Source organism: Thermococcus sp. P6, assembly GCF_002214525.1.
Taxonomy (GTDB): Archaea; Methanobacteriota_B; Thermococci; order Thermococcales; family Thermococcaceae; genus Thermococcus.
Genome location: NZ_CP015104.1, coordinates 1,322,375 through 1,338,722, shown reverse-complemented (window position 1 = coordinate 1,338,722; position 16,348 = coordinate 1,322,375). Strand labels below are relative to the sequence as shown.

At 55.6% G+C, this 16,348-nt stretch carries 17 protein-coding genes; 11 read left to right on the top strand and 6 right to left on the bottom strand.

Annotation, left to right across the window (positions count from 1 at the left end; all coding sequences use genetic code 11):
- Nucleotides 1–313 precede the first annotated feature (313 nt).
- The gene (purB, locus tag A3L12_RS07230; RefSeq protein WP_088882994.1) at nt 314–1,669 is read right to left on the bottom strand and encodes an adenylosuccinate lyase; all 1,356 of its coding nucleotides are present in this window, start codon (nt 1,667–1,669) and stop codon (nt 314–316) included.
- Nucleotides 1,670–1,848: 179 nt separating this feature from the next.
- Here purB and albA point away from each other — a divergent pair, with 179 nt between their 5' ends.
- From albA to A3L12_RS07215, 3 genes are all read left to right on the top strand, one after another.
- Nucleotides 1,849–2,124 (top strand): DNA-binding protein Alba, encoded by a 276-nt coding sequence (gene albA, locus A3L12_RS07225; protein WP_088882993.1) that lies wholly within the window; start codon nt 1,849–1,851, stop codon nt 2,122–2,124.
- Between the two features lie 109 nt (nt 2,125–2,233).
- A complete protein-coding gene (locus tag A3L12_RS07220) occupies nt 2,234–2,833 on the top strand; it encodes a transcriptional regulator (protein ID WP_088882992.1) in 600 nt (199 codons plus the stop codon).
- 49 nt (nt 2,834–2,882) lie between these two features.
- Nucleotides 2,883–3,422, top strand: coding sequence for a cyclic nucleotide-binding/CBS domain-containing protein (locus tag A3L12_RS07215; RefSeq protein WP_088882991.1), 540 nt, complete (start codon nt 2,883–2,885; stop codon nt 3,420–3,422).
- Here the strand turns inward: A3L12_RS07215 and A3L12_RS07210 are convergent.
- The gene (locus A3L12_RS07210; RefSeq protein ID WP_088882990.1) at nt 3,412–3,954 is read right to left on the bottom strand and encodes an NTPase; all 543 of its coding nucleotides are present in this window, start codon (nt 3,952–3,954) and stop codon (nt 3,412–3,414) included. The two genes, A3L12_RS07215 and A3L12_RS07210, sit on opposite strands and share 11 nt — an antisense overlap.
- Before the next feature lie 55 nt (nt 3,955–4,009).
- On the opposite strand from A3L12_RS07210, the gene mtnA reads away from it, so the two are divergent.
- The gene (gene mtnA / locus A3L12_RS07205) at nt 4,010–5,083 is read left to right on the top strand and encodes an S-methyl-5-thioribose-1-phosphate isomerase (protein WP_088882989.1); all 1,074 of its coding nucleotides are present in this window, start codon (nt 4,010–4,012) and stop codon (nt 5,081–5,083) included.
- A 171-nt stretch (nt 5,084–5,254) separates the two neighbouring features.
- On the top strand, nt 5,255–6,388 hold the full coding sequence (locus A3L12_RS07200; protein WP_088882988.1) for an iron-containing alcohol dehydrogenase: 1,134 nt from the start codon (nt 5,255–5,257) through the stop codon (nt 6,386–6,388).
- A 7-nt stretch (nt 6,389–6,395) separates the two neighbouring features.
- On the opposite strand, the gene A3L12_RS08435 is transcribed toward A3L12_RS07200, so the two are convergent.
- Both A3L12_RS08435 and A3L12_RS07195 read right to left on the bottom strand, forming a co-directional pair.
- The gene (locus A3L12_RS08435) at nt 6,396–6,818 is read right to left on the bottom strand and encodes a hypothetical protein (RefSeq protein ID WP_232462885.1); all 423 of its coding nucleotides are present in this window, start codon (nt 6,816–6,818) and stop codon (nt 6,396–6,398) included.
- 32 nt (nt 6,819–6,850) lie between these two features.
- Nucleotides 6,851–7,873 (bottom strand): MFS transporter, encoded by a 1,023-nt coding sequence (locus tag A3L12_RS07195; protein WP_232462928.1) that lies wholly within the window; start codon nt 7,871–7,873, stop codon nt 6,851–6,853.
- Between the two features lie 83 nt (nt 7,874–7,956).
- Here A3L12_RS07195 and A3L12_RS07190 point away from each other — a divergent pair, with 83 nt between their 5' ends.
- The 4 genes from A3L12_RS07190 to A3L12_RS07175 all read left to right on the top strand — a co-directional run bounded on the left by A3L12_RS07190 (nt 7,957) and on the right by A3L12_RS07175 (nt 13,306).
- Nucleotides 7,957–10,737 (top strand): DEAD/DEAH box helicase, encoded by a 2,781-nt coding sequence (locus A3L12_RS07190; protein ID WP_088882987.1) that lies wholly within the window; start codon nt 7,957–7,959, stop codon nt 10,735–10,737.
- Between the two features lie 136 nt (nt 10,738–10,873).
- Nucleotides 10,874–12,061 (top strand): magnesium transporter, encoded by a 1,188-nt coding sequence (locus A3L12_RS07185; protein WP_198300040.1) that lies wholly within the window; start codon nt 10,874–10,876, stop codon nt 12,059–12,061.
- Nucleotides 12,062–12,111: 50 nt separating this feature from the next.
- A complete protein-coding gene (locus A3L12_RS07180) occupies nt 12,112–12,729 on the top strand; it encodes a potassium channel family protein (RefSeq protein WP_088882986.1) in 618 nt (205 codons plus the stop codon).
- Nucleotides 12,716–13,306 (top strand): potassium channel family protein, encoded by a 591-nt coding sequence (locus A3L12_RS07175; RefSeq protein ID WP_088882985.1) that lies wholly within the window; start codon nt 12,716–12,718, stop codon nt 13,304–13,306. Before A3L12_RS07180 ends, A3L12_RS07175 begins: the two co-directional genes overlap by 14 nt.
- Nucleotides 13,307–13,309: 3 nt before the next feature.
- Here the strand turns inward: A3L12_RS07175 and A3L12_RS07170 are convergent, their stop codons facing one another.
- Nucleotides 13,310–14,362 carry a M20/M25/M40 family metallo-hydrolase gene (locus A3L12_RS07170; protein WP_088882984.1) on the bottom strand — a complete coding sequence of 351 codons (1,053 nt, stop codon included), beginning with the start codon at nt 14,360–14,362 and terminating at the stop codon, nt 13,310–13,312.
- A 133-nt stretch (nt 14,363–14,495) separates the two neighbouring features.
- Between A3L12_RS07170 and A3L12_RS07165 the strand changes: the two genes are divergently transcribed.
- Both A3L12_RS07165 and A3L12_RS07160 read left to right on the top strand, forming a co-directional pair.
- Nucleotides 14,496–15,140, top strand: coding sequence for an MBL fold metallo-hydrolase (locus tag A3L12_RS07165; RefSeq protein ID WP_335755174.1), 645 nt, complete (start codon nt 14,496–14,498; stop codon nt 15,138–15,140).
- A complete protein-coding gene (locus tag A3L12_RS07160) occupies nt 15,137–15,388 on the top strand; it encodes a DUF504 domain-containing protein (RefSeq protein ID WP_088882982.1) in 252 nt (83 codons plus the stop codon). Before A3L12_RS07165 ends, A3L12_RS07160 begins: the two co-directional genes overlap by 4 nt.
- On the opposite strand, the gene A3L12_RS07155 is transcribed toward A3L12_RS07160, so the two are convergent.
- The gene (locus A3L12_RS07155) at nt 15,383–16,342 is read right to left on the bottom strand and encodes a DUF835 domain-containing protein (protein WP_088882981.1); all 960 of its coding nucleotides are present in this window, start codon (nt 16,340–16,342) and stop codon (nt 15,383–15,385) included. The two genes, A3L12_RS07160 and A3L12_RS07155, sit on opposite strands and share 6 nt — an antisense overlap.
- Between the last annotated feature and the right edge of the window lie 6 nt (nt 16,343–16,348).

The following is a 16,348-nucleotide window of genomic DNA, read 5'->3' as shown; positions in this document are numbered from 1 at the left end:
ACAACCCATAATAATACGTAAGTGGCATTGTACCCCATATTACTTTACGACATTTGGATATTTAAATTACCACTTTATTAAATATTAAAAAGTTCCAGATTTTGAATATTTTACATAGTGTTAAATTTTTAATTTTAAATATTAGTTTATTAAGATTTTATATAAAAATATATTAATGCTTATAAAATATAATTTTATTACTTTTATACATAGTTAAAAAATCAAGTCTCAGTTATAACATTGAAGCCGTAAACGATAACTAACAAAATGTAATTAAAATGTAAAAACGGAAAAAGGCCAGAAATCGGGAAGATTAAAGCTTTTCCTCGGCTTCTCTCATTTCTACGTACTCAATCACGTTCTCAACTATCTTCGGTGCAAGCCCCCTGTAATTTTCGGGTTTTAGGGATTTTAGGTCTTCCTCCGTTAGATAACTGTTTACAGTCCTATCCTCTCTTGCAACATCCAACAGGTCTTTTTTCTCCTCAAATGCTTTCATCGCCAGCTCCCTGACGAGTTCGTGTGCTTCCTGCCTTCCCATGCCCCTTTCCGTGAGTTTGAGCATCAAAGGCTCGGCCATGATGAGGTTGTTGGTCATGTAAAGGTTCCTTCTGATGTTTTCGGGGAAGAACTCCAGGCCTTCAAGCACTTTCTTCATGTTCTTAAGCATCTCGTCGAGAAGAACGAATGTTTCCGGGAGAATTATCCTTTCGACGGAGGAGTTCGTCAGGTCCCTCTCGTGCCAGAGGGGATTGTTCAAAAGTGCGGGTATTACATTGGAGTATATAACCCTTGCAAGCCCGCATATTTTTTCACTCCTTATCGGGTTCCTCTTGTGGGGCATCGTTGAGGAGCCAACCTGTTTTTTTCCGAAGGGTTCACTTACTTCGAGTATCTCCGTCCTCTGAAGGTTTCTTATCTCGAGGGCAATCTTGTCAAGGGTCGAGGCTATGAGGGCAAGGAGCATCACAAGCTCCGCGTAAACATCGCGCTGGATTATCTGGGTGCTTATCCTCACGGGCTTCAGGCCGAGGTCTTCCATTACGAAGCGCTGTATCTCCAGCCCCTTTTCACCCAGAGATGCCATGGTTCCAACGGCCCCGCTTATCTGCCCAACTAAAACCCTATCCTTTGCTTCTTTAATCCTGTCAATATGCCTTTGAATCTCATCGAGCCACACAGCGAACTTCATGCCGTAGGTGGTCGGAACCGCGTGCTGACCGTGCGTCCTTCCTATGCAGACGGTATCCTTGTGCTCCTTAGCGAGTTTCTTCAGTATCGATCTTATATCCCTGAGATCTCTCTTTATAAGCTCCAGGCTCTCCCTTATGAGAAGGGCGTTTGCTGTATCGATTATATCGTTGGATGTGGCACCCAGATGAACGTACTTCCCGTGTTCGCCGCAGACCTCGCTCAGGGCCTTAACGACGGCCATTATGTCGTGGTGTATCTCGGCCTCTATCTCCTTGACCCTCTCAAGCCTGACCCACCTTGTGTTTGCCCTCTCGCTTATGACTCTGGCACTCTCCTCGGGTATGTTGCCGACCCTTGCGTGCGCCCTTGCGAGCGCGGCCTCGACGTCAAGAAGCTTCTGAAGCTTGTTCTCCTCGTCCCAGATGCGCCTCATCTCCTCGCTTCCATACCGGTAATCGATCGGGTGAACTGCCATTTCATCACCAGCTCCATGTCAATTTTTAAATCTTAAAATCTTTTGCTTGACATAAATCTGCGGAGAGATGTCGGGCAAATCCGCGGGAGGAGCACCCGTAAAAAAAGAGCGAGGGCACCGAAAAGTATTTAACTGGAATCCCACGATAGCCTAACGACAAAATTCCGGAGGTGCCAGGAATGGCTGAGGAGCACGTTGTCTACATTGGAAAGAAGCCGGTTATGAACTACGTCCTCGCCGTAATAACCCAGTTCAACGAGGGCGCCAAGGAAGTTAGCGTTAAAGCTCGCGGTAGGGCCATCAGCAGGGCCGTTGACGTTGCCGAGATCGTCAGGAACAGGTTCCTCCCGGAGGTCAGGGTTAAGGAGATTAAGATCGGCACCGAGGAGCTTCCGACTGCCGATGGCAGGACCACCAACACCTCGACCATCGAGATAACCCTTGAGAGGCCGTGAATTAAATTCCCTTTCCTTTTACTCTCATGCCCTTTTGATGGCTTCAGGCGGAGTTGAAGCTGTGGAAAGTTTTAATACCCGGGCCCCCTAATTCTTCCGGTGGCATCCCTTGGATTATGAGACCATAGACATCCATGATGATAGGGCCAGAGAGCTCGCCCAGATCCTGACGAACGAGAAGGCGATAGAAATCCTTCATCTCGTGGAGGACCGGCCCTTATCCATAAGCGAGATATCGAGACAGCTGGATATCCCCATCTCCACGGTTTCCTATCATATAGATAAGATGCTAAGGGTCGGACTCGTAGAGGTCGCGGGGAAGAAGTACGGGAAGAGGCTCCAGGAGGTCAGGCTCTACAGGGCATCCAACAGGCCCATCCTTCTCGTTCCAAGGAAAAGCGTCTCTAAAATCAGGAAGAGCGCTCTGGGCTTTGAGAGACTCCATCTCATAAGTCTAAGCGTGGCGGGACTGATATCCGCTGGGGTGTATGCGGTATCGAGGAGACTGCTGGTTTCGGTTTCCTCCTCCGGAGGGAACCTGAGCGTGATGTCCACACCCAAGAGAGTGCCTGTGCCCGGATCGGGGGAGACCAGCACAACGGCGCGGGCTTCCTTAAGCGGGGGACCGGACTTAGCTGTGGTTCTCGCGATTGTGACGTTCGTTTTAACGTTTCTCCTCGCCTCGTACATTCTGAGGCGCCGCACCTGAAGAAAGTTTTTTAAGTTTTTTCACCAACCCCCATTGCAGGGGTGATGAGATGGCACCAAGGATGACCGTGGGACAAGCGGTTAAGCGGAGGGCAGTTATCATCAGACCGGGCGATACGGTTCACAGGGTCGCAAGGATTCTCTCAAAGAACAAGGTGGGGAGCGCGGTAGTCGTTAAGGGCGACGAGGTGGTTGGTATAATTACCGACAGGGATATACTCGACAAGGTCGTCGCGAGAGAGCGTGACCCGAAGAAGGTTAAAGTCGAGGACGTAATGACGGGGGACCCCGTAACCATTGAGGATGACTACGATGTCCAGGACGCGATAGAAAGGATGACGGAAAAGGGCATCAGAAGGCTCCTCGTCACCAGACTCGGAAAGCCGATAGGCTTCGTTACCGCCGCGGACCTTCTCACGGCTTTAAACACCTACGGCAACGAGGAGGAAGAGGAGACCGGGGAGATGGAGGAAACGGAGGTCTATGGAATATGCGAGCTCTGCGGACAGTACGGACCGCTCTACAGGGTCTACATAGAGGGCGGAGAGAAGTGGGTATGCGAGAGCTGTAAGGACAGCCTCAACCTCTGAGGCCCTTTAATTCCCTCATTATCTCGTCAAGGATTATTCCGAATTCCGCGTTTCTGTTCTCGATGCTCAACCCGTGGACGCTTCCGAGGGGCCGGAACCTGTCGACGAACTTTCTGTGAACCACGGCCAGAAGGGGTTTGCCGGACTTCAGGAGCTCCCCAGTAACCCTTACGAACTCATCGCTCATGTACTCCATGGGGCCTATCTCATCCACGACCACCAGATCGGCTTCAACCAGCGCCCTCCTTATGGCGGAGACCCCAACCCTCTCGATCTCGTCGGGATGAACGACGTACCTGCCGAAGGGAACGCCCGGAAAGTGGGAGGTTCCCCTTACGCTCGCCAGAGTCCCTTCTTCGCCCGTATCGAGGGCTACGATCCTGAAACCAACGCGCCTTCCAGCCCGCCGGATTTCCCGGGTTATCATCCCTCCCACGAGGTAGCCCCAGCGGTCGACCTCCCGGGCGACGCGCTCTACCAGTGTCGTTTTGCCCGCTCCCGGAGGGCCTGTAACGAATATCCTCAACGCCATCTCAATCACCGAAGGAGATTTAAGTCCATTCTTTAAACCCTTTGGGGTGGAGAGCATGGAGACAAGGTACAGACCGGAGGAACTCACGAGGCTCCCGAGGAGCGTTGCCTATGAAAAAGGAAGGGTCGTTATGATAGACCAGACCCTGCTTCCTGCGGAGTTCAGGACGATAGAACTGAGAACCGTCGATGAGGTCGCCAGCGCCATAGTGACCATGAAGGTTCGCGGGGCCCCCGCCATAGGTGCGGCTGCCGCCTTCGGGCTTGCACTGTACGCGGACACCGCCAAGGCGAAGGACAGGGACGGCTTTATGGAAGGGTTCTACTCCGCTTACGAAAAGCTGAAGAACACCCGCCCAACGGCCGTGAACCTGTTCTGGGCCCTCAACAGAATCAGAAAACTTGTGGAGGAGAACCTCGAGAGCCCTCTGGAGGAGATCAGGAGGCTCGTGGTGGAGGAAGCCCACAGGATAGCCGACGAGGACGTTGAGGCCAACCTGAGGATAGGGCACTACGGTGCCGGGGCTCTCCCGGAGGGGAACCTGCTGACCCACTGCAACGCCGGAAGCCTAGCGACGGTCCAGCTCGGAACGGTGGGGGCCGTGCTCAGGGTCATGCACAGGGATGGAACACTAAAGCTCCTCTGGGTGGACGAGACGAGGCCGGTCCTTCAGGGGGCGAGACTGTCGGCGTGGGAGTACAGTTACGACGGGATCCCCCTCAAGCTCATAAGCGACGACGCAGCTGGTTTCGTCATGGCTCAGGGAAAGGTTGACGGGATAATAGTCGGAGCCGACAGGATAGTGGCGAACGGCGACTTCGCCAACAAGATCGGCACCTACTCGCTGGCGGTCCTCGCGAAGGAACACGGGATACCGTTCTTTACGGCCGCACCGCTTTCAACGATCGACATGGAGCTCAAGAGCGGGAAGGAGATACCCATCGAGGAGAGACCCGGAGAAGAAGTTTTGACCTGCGGTGGATGTAAAATAGCCCCGGACGTTGACGTCTACAACCCGGCCTTTGATGTAACACCGCACAAATACCTGACGGGCATAATAACGGACAGGGGTGTCGTCTATCCACCCTTCGAGAGGAACCTGAAGAAGCTTTTCAGGGAAGGGGAATGAGCTTCCTTTCCTTTACCCAGCATTTTCCCGTCCGAAGGGGCCTTTCAGGGGGGCAAACCATCCCAACCCTGACACCTTCTTTTCTATGCCGGGGATTTGGTTCGTGAGCCCTTCCCGTCGAGGTGAACAATGTTTAAAAGTCGGGGAGGGTAAATTCAGACGGTGATTTCGATGTTCTGGCTGAAGACGAGGATAATCACCGGTAGCGGAAGCCTCGCCCGGCTTTCCGAAGAGGTCAGGGGGAGCGAACGCGTCCTCATACTCGCGAGCAGGTCCATGAAGAGGCACGGCTTCCTTCGTGAGGCGGAAGATCATGCCGGGGATGCCGGGGCGGAGGTTCTGTCGATAACTGGCCTCCCGGCGGAGCCAAGCGTTGAAGTAATAAATGAGTTCCTGCCCAAGGTGAGGTCCTTCCAGCCGGACCTTATGGTGGCCCTCGGTGGCGGGAGCGTCATTGACACGACCAAGGCCCTCAAGGTCTTCTACGATTCCCCCGGGCTGGAATTTGAGAGGATAGCCTTCATAGACAGGTTTTCGAAGCCGGAACCGGTTCCGAAGCTCAGGACGGGGTTGATAGCGATACCCTCCACGAGCGGAGCAGGGAGTGAGGTCTCCGGGGCCAGCGTGCTGAAGAAGGGGGACGTAAAATACAACATAGTCACGCCGGAGATAGCCCCCGACGTGGCGATCCTCGATCCAAGGTTGCCGGTGACGATGCCGGCTGAGGTGGCGAGGAATTCAGGGCTGGACGTTCTGGTCCATGGAATTGAAGCTTATACCACCAGAGCGGCAACTCCCTTCAGCGATGCCATGGCGATAAAGGCCATAAAGACCGTCTATAAATGGCTTCCCCTCTCCATTAAGGGCGACGAAGAGGCGAGGGAGAGGATGCATTACGCCGCAACGATGGCGGGTATAGCCTTCCTCAACGCCCGTCTCGGTCTGTGCCACGCCATGAGCCATAAGGCCGCATGGATCGGCCCACACGGTCTTCTCAACGCCATATTCCTTCCCTACGTTATGGAGTTCAACATGAGGAGCGAATACGCGAGGAGGCGCTACGCAGAGATAGCCAGAGAACTGGGCTTCCAGACGGCAAAGGATCTGGTGGAGCTTGTGAGAGAGCTCAACGAGATGCTCGGGGTTCCGAAACTGAGGGATCTGGTGGATGAAGAAACCTTCGCGGAAAAGGTAGAGGAGATGGCCGAGAAGGCCTATCGCGACGGACTCGTTGCCTTCAACCCGGTCGAACCAACTCCAGAGGAGATAAGGGAGCTGTACATGAAGGCGTACAGAGGGGAATGAGGGGGACTCACCCCTCCGCTTCCCCGTTCTCGACCTCGTGTATTCTTCCACCCTTCATCACTTCCCTCACCGCGAGGACGAGGAAAGCGAGCAGAAGGAAGATCCCCGCCGATGTTCCGAAGAGCACCTCGTAGGCTCTGGCGGTGGGTATCTTTATCTGAACAGAGGCGGGCGCTCCGGGCGGGTGGAAGAGGACGTAGTAGGTGCTCATGACCGTTCCGGCTATTGCCGGCCCCCACGTTGAGCCGAAGTTCCTGAAGAGGCTGTTGGATCCCGTGGCGATACCCATGCTCCTCGGCGGGACGCTAAAGACGAGCACGTTTATGAGGGATACGTTCATCAGGGTTATTCCCGCTCCAACGTAGGCTATGAGACCGATGAAGGTCCAGAGGTGGTCGGGCGGAAGCTGGGGGGCGTACTTTGCGAGCACCGCAAGACCCGAGCTGGCTATGAGGGCTCCGCTTATGGCGGTCGGTTTTGCACCACCCGGGGCATAAGTTTTCCCGCCAGTGGGGCCACGAACAACATGACGAGGGCCATCGGGGTCATTAGAAGTCCGCTCTGGAGTATGGTCTTACCGAAGCCGTAGGGCGGTTTCATCTGGAAGATGTAGACGTTTGCCTGATTCATCATGGCGATGCCGAAGGCGGCGAACATTATTCCAACGTTCACTATGGCCGGGTTTCTGGAGGTTATTAACTCGATGGGAAGCAGCGGGTTTTCGGCCCGTTTTTCCCAGAGGTAGAGAAGGACGATTCCAACGATGGAGGCCCCGAAGAGAGTAATCGTTTGCCCGGCCGTCCAGCCGACGTCAGGGGCGCGGGTTACGGCAATCAGGGCCGGAACAACGGCCCATGTGAGGAGGATCACTCCGGGCCAGTCGAGTTTTCCGGGGTTGATGTACCTGCTCTCCCTGAGAACCTTCCAGGCGAGGATGAGCATGATCACCGCGAGGGGGGCGGCGGAATGGTAGGTCCAGCGCCAGCCCCAGTTTTCGGTAACGTAGGCTCCGAGCGGAAGGGCTATCACCATACCCACACCAAACATCGCGCTTATCATCCCCTGAACCTGCGGGACCATGTCCGTCGGGAACTCCTCACGGACGAGACTGAAGGCGAGGGGGAATATGGCCATACCAAAGCCCTGAATGGCACGGGTGATGAGGAGCCACTTGAAGCTCGGTGCAAAGCCGTTCAGAATCACGCCGAGGGTGTAGAAGCTCAATGCGATGAGAAACATCTTTTTCTTGCCGTACATGTCGCCAAGCTTACCGAAGATGGCAACGCTCACCGTTCCAACGAGGAGGTATATCGTGAGTACCCAGCTGATGTCGTTGGGGTTCACCGCGAACTCCTTCTGGATCGTCGGCAAGGCCGGCGTCAGCATTGCTTCGGTGTACATGATCAGCAGGGGAAGGATAACCACCACGAGCATGGCCCGTTTGGCGTAGGTGAGGTCGTATTCCACGTTCTTTTCCACGGTCATGTTGATCACCATATATCGTCAGATATATCGTTTATAAACTTAACGGAGGTTGGGCTTATAAACCTTCACTCCGAGCGGGTAACATGCACCCCCTCCTCAGAAAGGCCATTAGAAAACGCTTCGGAAAGCTCAACGATGTTCAGATGAAGGCTTTTAGGGAAGTCAGCTCTGGAAAGAGCGTTCTGATCGTAGCGCCCACCGGTTCCGGTAAAACGGAAGCTGCCCTCCTGCCGGTATTAAACGAGATCCTGAAGGAGGACCTAAAGCCCGTGTCCGGGCTCTACATAGCCCCCCTGAAGGCTCTCAACAGGGACCTCCTCGGAAGACTCGAATGGTGGGGCCGGGAGCTGGGGATAAGGTTCGAGGTGAGGCACGGGGACACGTCCGCCTACAGGAAAGCGAGGCAGGTAAGAAACCCGCCCCATGTGCTCATCATCACCCCCGAGACCCTCGGGGTCATTTTGACCATGAAGTCCCTCCGCGGGGCCCTCTCAAACGTCAGGTTCGTGATAGTAGACGAGATAGCCGAACTCGTGGACAACAAACGCGGATCACAGCTCCTCCTCAACCTCGAACGGCTTGAGGAGATAGCGGAGTTCAGGAGAATAGGGATGACGGCCACCGTGGGCAACGAGGAGGAGGTAATGGAGTGGCTAAAGGCCGAAGCGATCGTCAAACCGGGCTGGAAAAAACGCTACCGCTTCCACGTGCTTTACCCCTCCCCGAAGGAGAAAGACGGGGAACTCGCGGAGGAGCTTAACCTTTCCCCGGAGATAGCCGCCCGTTTGAGGCTCCTGTGGGAGATAGTGGAAAGCCACGGAAGGGCTTTGGTATTCACCAACACGAGACAGTTCGCGGAGATCCTCGCCCACCGCCTGAAGGCATGGGGGAAGCCGGTCGAGGTTCATCACGGGTCCCTGTCAAAGGAAGCACGCGTTAAAGCGGAGCAGGGGCTGAAAGAGGGCAAAATCAGGGCCCTCATCTGCACATCGTCGATGGAACTCGGGATAGACATAGGGGACGTTGACGTCGTTGTACAGTACATGAGCCCCAGACAGGTCAACCGCCTCGTCCAGCGCGTGGGAAGGGCGAGACACAGGATAAACGAGGTGAGCGAGGGCTACATCATAACCTCCAACGTTGAGGACTACCTTCAGAGCCTCATCATAGCCAAGAGGGCCCTTGAAGGCCGTTTTGAGGCCGTTGAGCCCATCGGCGGACTCGACGTTCTGGCGCACTTCATCGTCGGCCTGCTCCTCGAGTACAGACGCCTGCCACTCGAGAGGCCCTACGAGATTGCGAGAAGATCCTACGTCTACAGGGACCTCAGCTGGAGGGATTACCTCGACGTCCTGAAGGTTCTGACCGATGCGAGGCTCGTGGGCTACGACGAGGAGAAAAGGGTACTCTACCCCCGGAGGAGGGCGTTTAAGTACTATTACGAGAACCTCTCAACCATCCCCGATGAGGTCCCGTGGCGCGTTTTTGAGGCGAGGAGCGGACGGGTGGTGGGAAGGCTCGACGAGAGATTCGCCATGGACCTCGAGGAGGGCATGGACTTCGTCATGGGCGGAAGGAGCTGGATGGTCCTCGAGATAGACGACGAAAACCGCCTGATCAAAGTTCGGGAGAGCGGGAGCATGGAGAGCGCGATACCGAGCTGGGAGGGGGAGATGATACCGGTCCCCTTCGGGGTGGCCTTCGAGACCGGCAGGCTGAAGAGGGAGCTAGCCTTCGACCTCGAGAAAGCCAGAGAGACCCTGAAGGGGGTGGAGTTCAGGGAGGAGGACCTGAAGAGGGCCCTTGAGGAGATAAAAAACGAGCCCTTCTCAACGGACAGGGACGTTGTGATTGAAAGCACCCCTAAGGCGCTTATAATCCACGCGGACTTCGGAAACAGGACCAACGAGGCCATCGGGAGGTTCCTTCACTCGCTCCTCGCTGAAAGATACGGACGGGTTTTCTCGGTAAGATCCATGGCCCATGCGGTCGTACTCATGACACCCTTCCAGCTGAACCCGGAGGAGGTGAAGGGCTACCTTTACAGAGAACCGGGGGACCTTAGGGCGGGCGTTTTTTCTTCCGTGAGGGGTTCTCATCCCTACAGATGGAGGATGCTGAACGTTGCCCGGCGCTTCGGCGCGCTGAGAAGGGGGGCGAGGATAAGAAGGGTGGAGAGGCTCTTCGAGGACACGGTAATCGAGAGGGAAACGCTGAACGAACTGTACCACGACAGGATCGACCTGAGAAACGCTGAGCTCGTCCTCGGGATGCTGAAGAGGGGTTCGATAAGGGTGAAAACCGAGCTCAGAAAGGAGCCCTCCCTCCTGGCCAGGCTCAACACCACGGTCGGTCCGGAGTTCCTCCTCTCGGGTGCCCTCGAGAGGGACGAGGTTCTGAGGCTCTTCAAAAGAAAGCTACTCGAAAAGGAGGTGGTTCTGGTCTGCACCAGCTGCGGCTGGCACTCGAGGAGCAGGGTCGCGAGGCTCGAGAACGTAGAACTCCGCCGGTGCCCGAAATGCGGATCGAAGATGCTCGCGGTGGCCCATCCGCTGGACGTTGATGAGTTCCTCCCCGTCCTCAGGAAAGTCCGCCACGGAAAGCCCCTGGATAAAAAGGAGGAGAGGATCTACAGAAAATTCCTGAAGGCGGCGGACCTCGTGGATAGCTACGGATTTCGGGCGGTTCTGGCCCTCGCGAGCTACGGCACCGGGCCGGACACGGCGGCGAGGCTTCTATCTCAATACAGGGGTGATTCCCTCCTCGTGGCCCTGATGGAAAGGGAGAGGCAGTTCATAAGGACCCGGAAGTTCTGGGTGAACGGGAAGGAGAAAAGGGAGGACACCGGGGAAGGGGAAGGGTGAAGCTCCAGTCCATGGCAGGGACGGAGTTGGGCTTTTCCTTCCGGTTCTTCAGGGTCCACCAAAACCTTTTATACCCGGACGTGTAAAACCGCCGGGATGGTGGAGAAGGGGGAAAGGCCGATGGGAGGGAAGGAACTTGACGGACCTTCGGATAATCCTCTGGCGGGAGCTCCGGGAGAGGCTCGGAGAAGCTTTAACGGGCGCCCTCCCTGCGTTAGTGGTATGTCTCCTTCTGGACTTCTTCGCGGGGGCCTTCCTCGGCAGGTTCTTTGAAAAGATCATGGTGAGCTATCCGGTCATGCTCGTGATCCTCCCCGGCCTCATGGGTTTGAGGGGCAACATCTACGGAGCGATGGCGTCGCGTTTAACCACGATGCTTCATCTGGGTGAGATGGAGCCGAGTTTGAAGGACAGAAACGTTACGAAAAACGTAATCCTGAGCATCTTCCTTTCGCTGGTCCCCGTGACCGTTCTCTGGCTGGTGGGGGTCTTAAAGGTCGGGGACCTTCGCTCGGGGTTCGTGGTTTTCCTGATAGTTTTCACCTCCATGGTTTTCGTTGGCCTGATCATGGGCTACGCGACCGTTTTGGCCACCGTGCTTCCCTTCAAGAGGGGCATCGATCCCGACACGATTGCCGCTCCCCTGGTAACCTCAGCCGGGGATCTGGTAACGATACCCTTCCTCGTTCTCTTCATAGTGCTCTACGAGGAGTTTAACGGGGTTTTCGACGGCCTGACGGTGCTGGCGTTTCTCCTCACCCTGATCATGTCCCTGAAGGTGAAGATGGGGAGGGAGGAAAAGCGCACCGTCAGGGAGATCCTCGGCGTCGTCGGTGCACTGGCCCTTCTCTCGAGCGTGTCGGGTGGTCTGCTCGAGTCCTACAGCGATGTGATATATGCGTCGGTCATATTCAGCGTTATGTATCCGGCGATACTCGACACGGCCGGGAACTACGGTTCAATCATCGGTGCAAAAACCTCAACTAAGATACACCTCGGGGAGATAAACGAGCTCCTCAACGTGGATTCCCTTCTGGACATCCTCTCGTACTTTTTAACGGCCTTTATAGTGGCCCCCCTGATGAACCTCTTTGCCATCGGGGTTGTGAGGGTAAGCCTCGGAAAGGATGTGGGGATGGTGGTTCCCTTCCTGCTCCTCTACCCGTTGCTCGTTCTGGTTAACATGTTCGTTGCCTACTTCCTTGCGATAGCCTTCGACAGGCTCGGTCTCGATCCGGACAACGCCACGGTCCCCACGATAACGACCCTCGCGGACATCTTTTCAACCCTCTTTACGGTTGGAGTCGCCCACCTGATCGTTTGAACGGAAAAATCTTAAAAAACGAAGGGTAAGGTAGGAGGGGAGGAGAGGGAATGGAAGAATTCGAGGAATTTGAGTACAAGCCCAAGAGCGTTAGGGAGATCTTCATAGAGATGAAGGACATCGCCGAGCTCATGGTCGACCTCGCCTACACGGCGATACTTTTCGGTGACAGGGATATAGCCGAGGAGGTTCTCGACCTCGAGGAGAGGATGGACCTGCTGAGCTACCACCTGATGACCCACGCCGTTCTGGCAGCGCGGAACCCCCGGGAGGCAGAGCAGATAACCTCCGTGCTCCAGATGGCGAACTCCGTGGAGGACATATCCAACGCGGCCGGGGATCTGGCAAAGATGGTGCTTGAGGGCATCGCCCTGCATCCCCTCATCAGGGAGGCGATAATGGAGAGCGAAGAAGTTATAAGCAGGATTCAGGTTGCGCCGAATTCCGTACTGGTCGGAAAGACCCTCGGAGAGATGAGACTGGCAAGCAACACCGGGGTCTGGATAATCGCCGTGAGAAGGGGGAAGAGGTGGATATTCGCCCCCGACAAGGAGTTTAAGATAAAGCCAAACGACATCCTTATCGGAAGGGGGACCCACACCTCCGTGGAGCACCTCAAGGAGATAGCAAGGGGTGTTATCCGGGTGATCGGCAATGAAAGAGCTTGAAGAGATCAAAGAATGCCTTGTGGAGATGAAAAACCTTTCCTCCCTAATGATGGACCTCGCCTTCTCGTCGGTTATGTACGACAGCGAGGACATAGCGGATGAGGTTTACACCCTCGAGGAGAAGATGGACGAGCTCACGCTGAAGGTCAAGAGGCTGGCCCTGAGGGCCGCGAAGAAGGAGGAGAACCCCGAGAGTCTGCTGAGCGTAATCGAGATGGCCAGCATCAACGAGCAGATATCGGATTCAGCCTACGAGATCGCGGACCTCGTCCTGAGGGATGTGGAACCCCACCCGATAATAAGGAAGATCATGCACGACGTGGACGAGGAGATCGGCAGGATAAAGGTAAACAAAAAATCGATACTCGCTGGAAAAACCCTGAAAGAGCTTAAACTTCCGACGAAGATCGGGGTAAGGCTGATAGCCATAAAGAGGGGGGGCAGGTACATCTACAATCCCAGCAAGGACGAGAGGATAGAGGAGGGGGATATCCTCATAGCGGTCGGCTCGGGCATCGAGCGTTTGAGGGAGCTCTGCAACGAGAGGAGTGAAGAGGGGGAGTTCATAGAGGAGTAACCCTCAAACCTTTCCATATATGTCGTTGAGGGCTCTGAGGAACTCGCTCGCCTTAACGACGTCCCTCACGTCTATGTGCTCGTTCCGGGTGTGGGAGATATCGAGACTCCCCGGTCCAAAGACTATCGTCCTCGTTCCGTTGTACATGAAGTTTATCGCGTCGGTCCAGCTACGCATCCCACCGAACTCGTCTATACCCGTAACCTCCATCGCCTTCTTTGAGAGCTGAACGATCTCCTCCTCCGGATCGAGCTCGTAGCCGTCCCACACCTCCGTGTATTCGTACTTCAGGGTGTACTCATCCAGTATCGGATCGAGGAGATCGAGTACGTCCTCCACCTCCTGCTCGGGCAGAAGCCTTACCTCGAGACGGCCTTTGCAGAGGGCGGGAATCAGGTAAACGGGGTTCTCGCAGACGAGCTCCTGAATCCCCACGTGGGGATCGAAGTACTTGCCCTTGGCCCTGAAGGGTTCGAGGTTTTTAATCTTCTCCAGCATTCTGTAGGTTTCGTCTATTGCGTTAACACCGCTTTCGGGACAGGCCCCGTGGGCCTCCTTGCCATCCACCTCAAAGTTGGCCTCGATGTTGCCGGCGTGGGCGATGTGCACCTCAAGGTCCGTGGGTTCCAGAACCACCGCCATGCGGGGTTTGTAGCGCTCCATGAACAGCGCCGAACCCCGTCCGCCCAGCTCCTCGTCGCTAACGAAGACTATCCCGACGTTAAGGTCTTTACCCTCCATGCGGAGGCTCTCGAGCATGAGGAGTATCGCGGCCACCCCTCCCTTGATATCGCTCGCACCGGTGCCGTAGACGATGTTGCCCCTCACGAAGGGCTCCACCCTGACGGGGATGGTGTCGACGTGAACCTCGTAAAAGAGCTCCGCGTCGGGATTCACTACGAGGTCTATTATACTGCCGTCGCTCTCGATGTGAACGTCGTAGTCAAACCTGTTGAGGAACTCCATGATGTGGAGCATTATCCTGTCCTCTCTTCCCGAGGGGGAGGGAATCCTCAAAAGCTGAAGGAGTATGTCCTTCGCGTGTTCCGTCTTCAACCTACTCACCCACCGGAGTTCGGCAAACTCCTTATAAAGCCGCCGGACAATAACACACCGAAGGATTTCATACGGTGATCCTATGGAAGCCCCCGGGAAAGCGTTCCCCGTTGAGATTCCCCCGCATACGGTGATGATAAGGGGTTTAAGGCCGGACTCCAACGTTTACCTCGTGAGAGACGAGGGGGAGGCGCTGATAATCGACACCGGAACCGGCGTCAACTGGCACAGGTACGCAGGTATACTGGAGGGCTACCTGAGGAACGTGGAAAGGCTAACAGTCTTCAACACCCACGAGCACTTCGACCACACCGGCGGAAACCCCACCCTGAAGCGCTGGCTCGAGGGTAAAGGCATCGGGGTAACCTTCGCGGCCCACGAAAGCACTGCAAGGACCCTCGAGAGGGGGGACGATTACGTGATCCTCTCCTACGCCTACGGGAGGAGGTTCGAACCTCAGAAGGTTGACCTCCACCTGAAGGACGGAGAGAGCCTCCGGGTTGGCTCGCTGAAGCTTGAGGTGATCCACACGCCGGGCCACACGGCCGGAAGCGCCTGCCTCTACCTGAAAGGGGAAGTCAGGCTCATGTTCACGGGGGACACCATCTTCAGAGGAACCGCCGGCAGAACGGACCTCCCCACCGGGGATGAGGGGGAACTCAGGGAGAGCCTTGAACGGCTTAATGACTATGAAGTCGACTTCGGCCTGCCGGGCCACGGGTGGGTTATAGACGACTGGAGGGGGAACCTCGAGAGAATACTGGGGTGGCTCAGATGAGGAAGGGGTCGGTTAAGGAGGTGCTGGCCCGGATAAAGTACGATCCGCGGGAGAAGGAAAGTGATTACTACGTGGTAATCGAGCACCGTGGAGCCTACGGGAACGTCAAGAGGATCCCCGTGGAGACGATCGAGCTCGGTCACGGCTACTTCTTCGTTGGGGAAACCCAGATACCCTACCACCGCATCCTGATGGTCGTTAGGTCCGACGGGGAAGTGGTGTGGAGGACGAGGAAGCTGGGCTCATGAAATCCGCCGGAGCTCCGAGGTGATGAGCGCCCACTCCCTCCGCTCAAAGGCCTCCTCCAGGGCCGTGGCGATCAGGTAGCCCCTGTGGAGGATCGCGCAGTCCTTGAGATATATAACGAGGTCCATCGTATCCCTGAAGCCGAGCTCAGAAGCAACGTACCCGAGGTTCTGGATGAAAACCGCCCCTCCGCTTTCAGCAATGAACCTGCAGAGATCTTTTTTGAGCACCGGTAGCCCCTCGGGAGGCACGGCTCCGGGAGCTTTTATATTCGTCAACCAGAGAACGCGGACCTCGCTTCCCTTAAAGGGTTTCAGGAACCTTTCCGGATCCTCCCTTATCAGGGCGTAAAGCTTCACTCCAGCGCTTGCGAGATCGATGAGGAAGTACCTTGCCTTGGTTTCGTCCGTGAAGAGGTACCCACCCGGCTCGAGGCTGGAGGGCTGGATATTTTCCTCGCGGAGGGACAGCATGAGCTCGTACATCCTCCGTATCTCGCGGTAATGTTCCTCTTCCATGATCGCAAGGCTCAGCGCAAAGGCACGGGTTTCTTCATCCATGGATACCTCCGCGAGAAGCTCGTAGGTTTTCTTCGCAAACAGCTCACTCTCCATGCAGTACTCGAGGGCCGAGATGTAGTCCTCAACGGTCTCAAACTCCGGATAGAAGGGTTCAACCTCCACGGGGGGAGCGTCCACTTTCACGGGCTCTTCCGAGGGGTACAGCTTTTTGAACAGGTCGTAGAGCCAGTCGTGGTGGTTCTTACTCTCCTCGCTCATTTTTATGAACAGGGCCTTGATGCTGGCCTTTCTGGCTTTTTCGGCCAGTTTCCTGTAGTAATTAACCTCATCCCGCTCGTTGAAGATTGCGTAGCTCAGGAGCTCCTTTGGGGACCTGTCCCTGAGCTTCTCCACGATCTCCTCCATTATCTTCCTGAGATGGGCATCGGATTCCATTCGTAT

Bases quoted from the DNA above. Each gene is read 5' to 3' on its own strand.
- A3L12_RS07200 (WP_088882988.1), top strand. From the start codon at position 5,255: ATGTTCTGGCTGAAGACGAGGATAATCACCGGTAGCGGAAGCCTCGCC.
- A3L12_RS07215 (WP_088882991.1), top strand. From the start codon at position 2,883: ATGGCACCAAGGATGACCGTGGGACAAGCGGTTAAGCGGAGGGCAGTT.
- A3L12_RS07210 (WP_088882990.1), bottom strand. From the start codon at position 3,954: ATGGCGTTGAGGATATTCGTTACAGGCCCTCCGGGAGCGGGCAAAACG.
- A3L12_RS07175 (WP_088882985.1), top strand. From the start codon at position 12,716: ATGAAAGAGCTTGAAGAGATCAAAGAATGCCTTGTGGAGATGAAAAAC.
- A3L12_RS07195 (WP_232462928.1), bottom strand. From the start codon at position 7,873: ATGACCGTGGAAAAGAACGTGGAATACGACCTCACCTACGCCAAACGG.
- A3L12_RS07190 (WP_088882987.1), top strand. From the start codon at position 7,957: ATGCACCCCCTCCTCAGAAAGGCCATTAGAAAACGCTTCGGAAAGCTC.
- A3L12_RS07155 (WP_088882981.1), bottom strand. From the start codon at position 16,342: ATGGAATCCGATGCCCATCTCAGGAAGATAATGGAGGAGATCGTGGAG.
- A3L12_RS07160 (WP_088882982.1), top strand. From the start codon at position 15,137: ATGAGGAAGGGGTCGGTTAAGGAGGTGCTGGCCCGGATAAAGTACGAT.
- A3L12_RS07180 (WP_088882986.1), top strand. From the start codon at position 12,112: ATGGAAGAATTCGAGGAATTTGAGTACAAGCCCAAGAGCGTTAGGGAG.
- albA (WP_088882993.1), top strand. From the start codon at position 1,849: ATGGCTGAGGAGCACGTTGTCTACATTGGAAAGAAGCCGGTTATGAAC.
- purB (WP_088882994.1), bottom strand. From the start codon at position 1,669: ATGGCAGTTCACCCGATCGATTACCGGTATGGAAGCGAGGAGATGAGG.
- mtnA (WP_088882989.1), top strand. From the start codon at position 4,010: ATGGAGACAAGGTACAGACCGGAGGAACTCACGAGGCTCCCGAGGAGC.
- A3L12_RS07165 (WP_335755174.1), top strand. From the start codon at position 14,496: ATGATAAGGGGTTTAAGGCCGGACTCCAACGTTTACCTCGTGAGAGAC.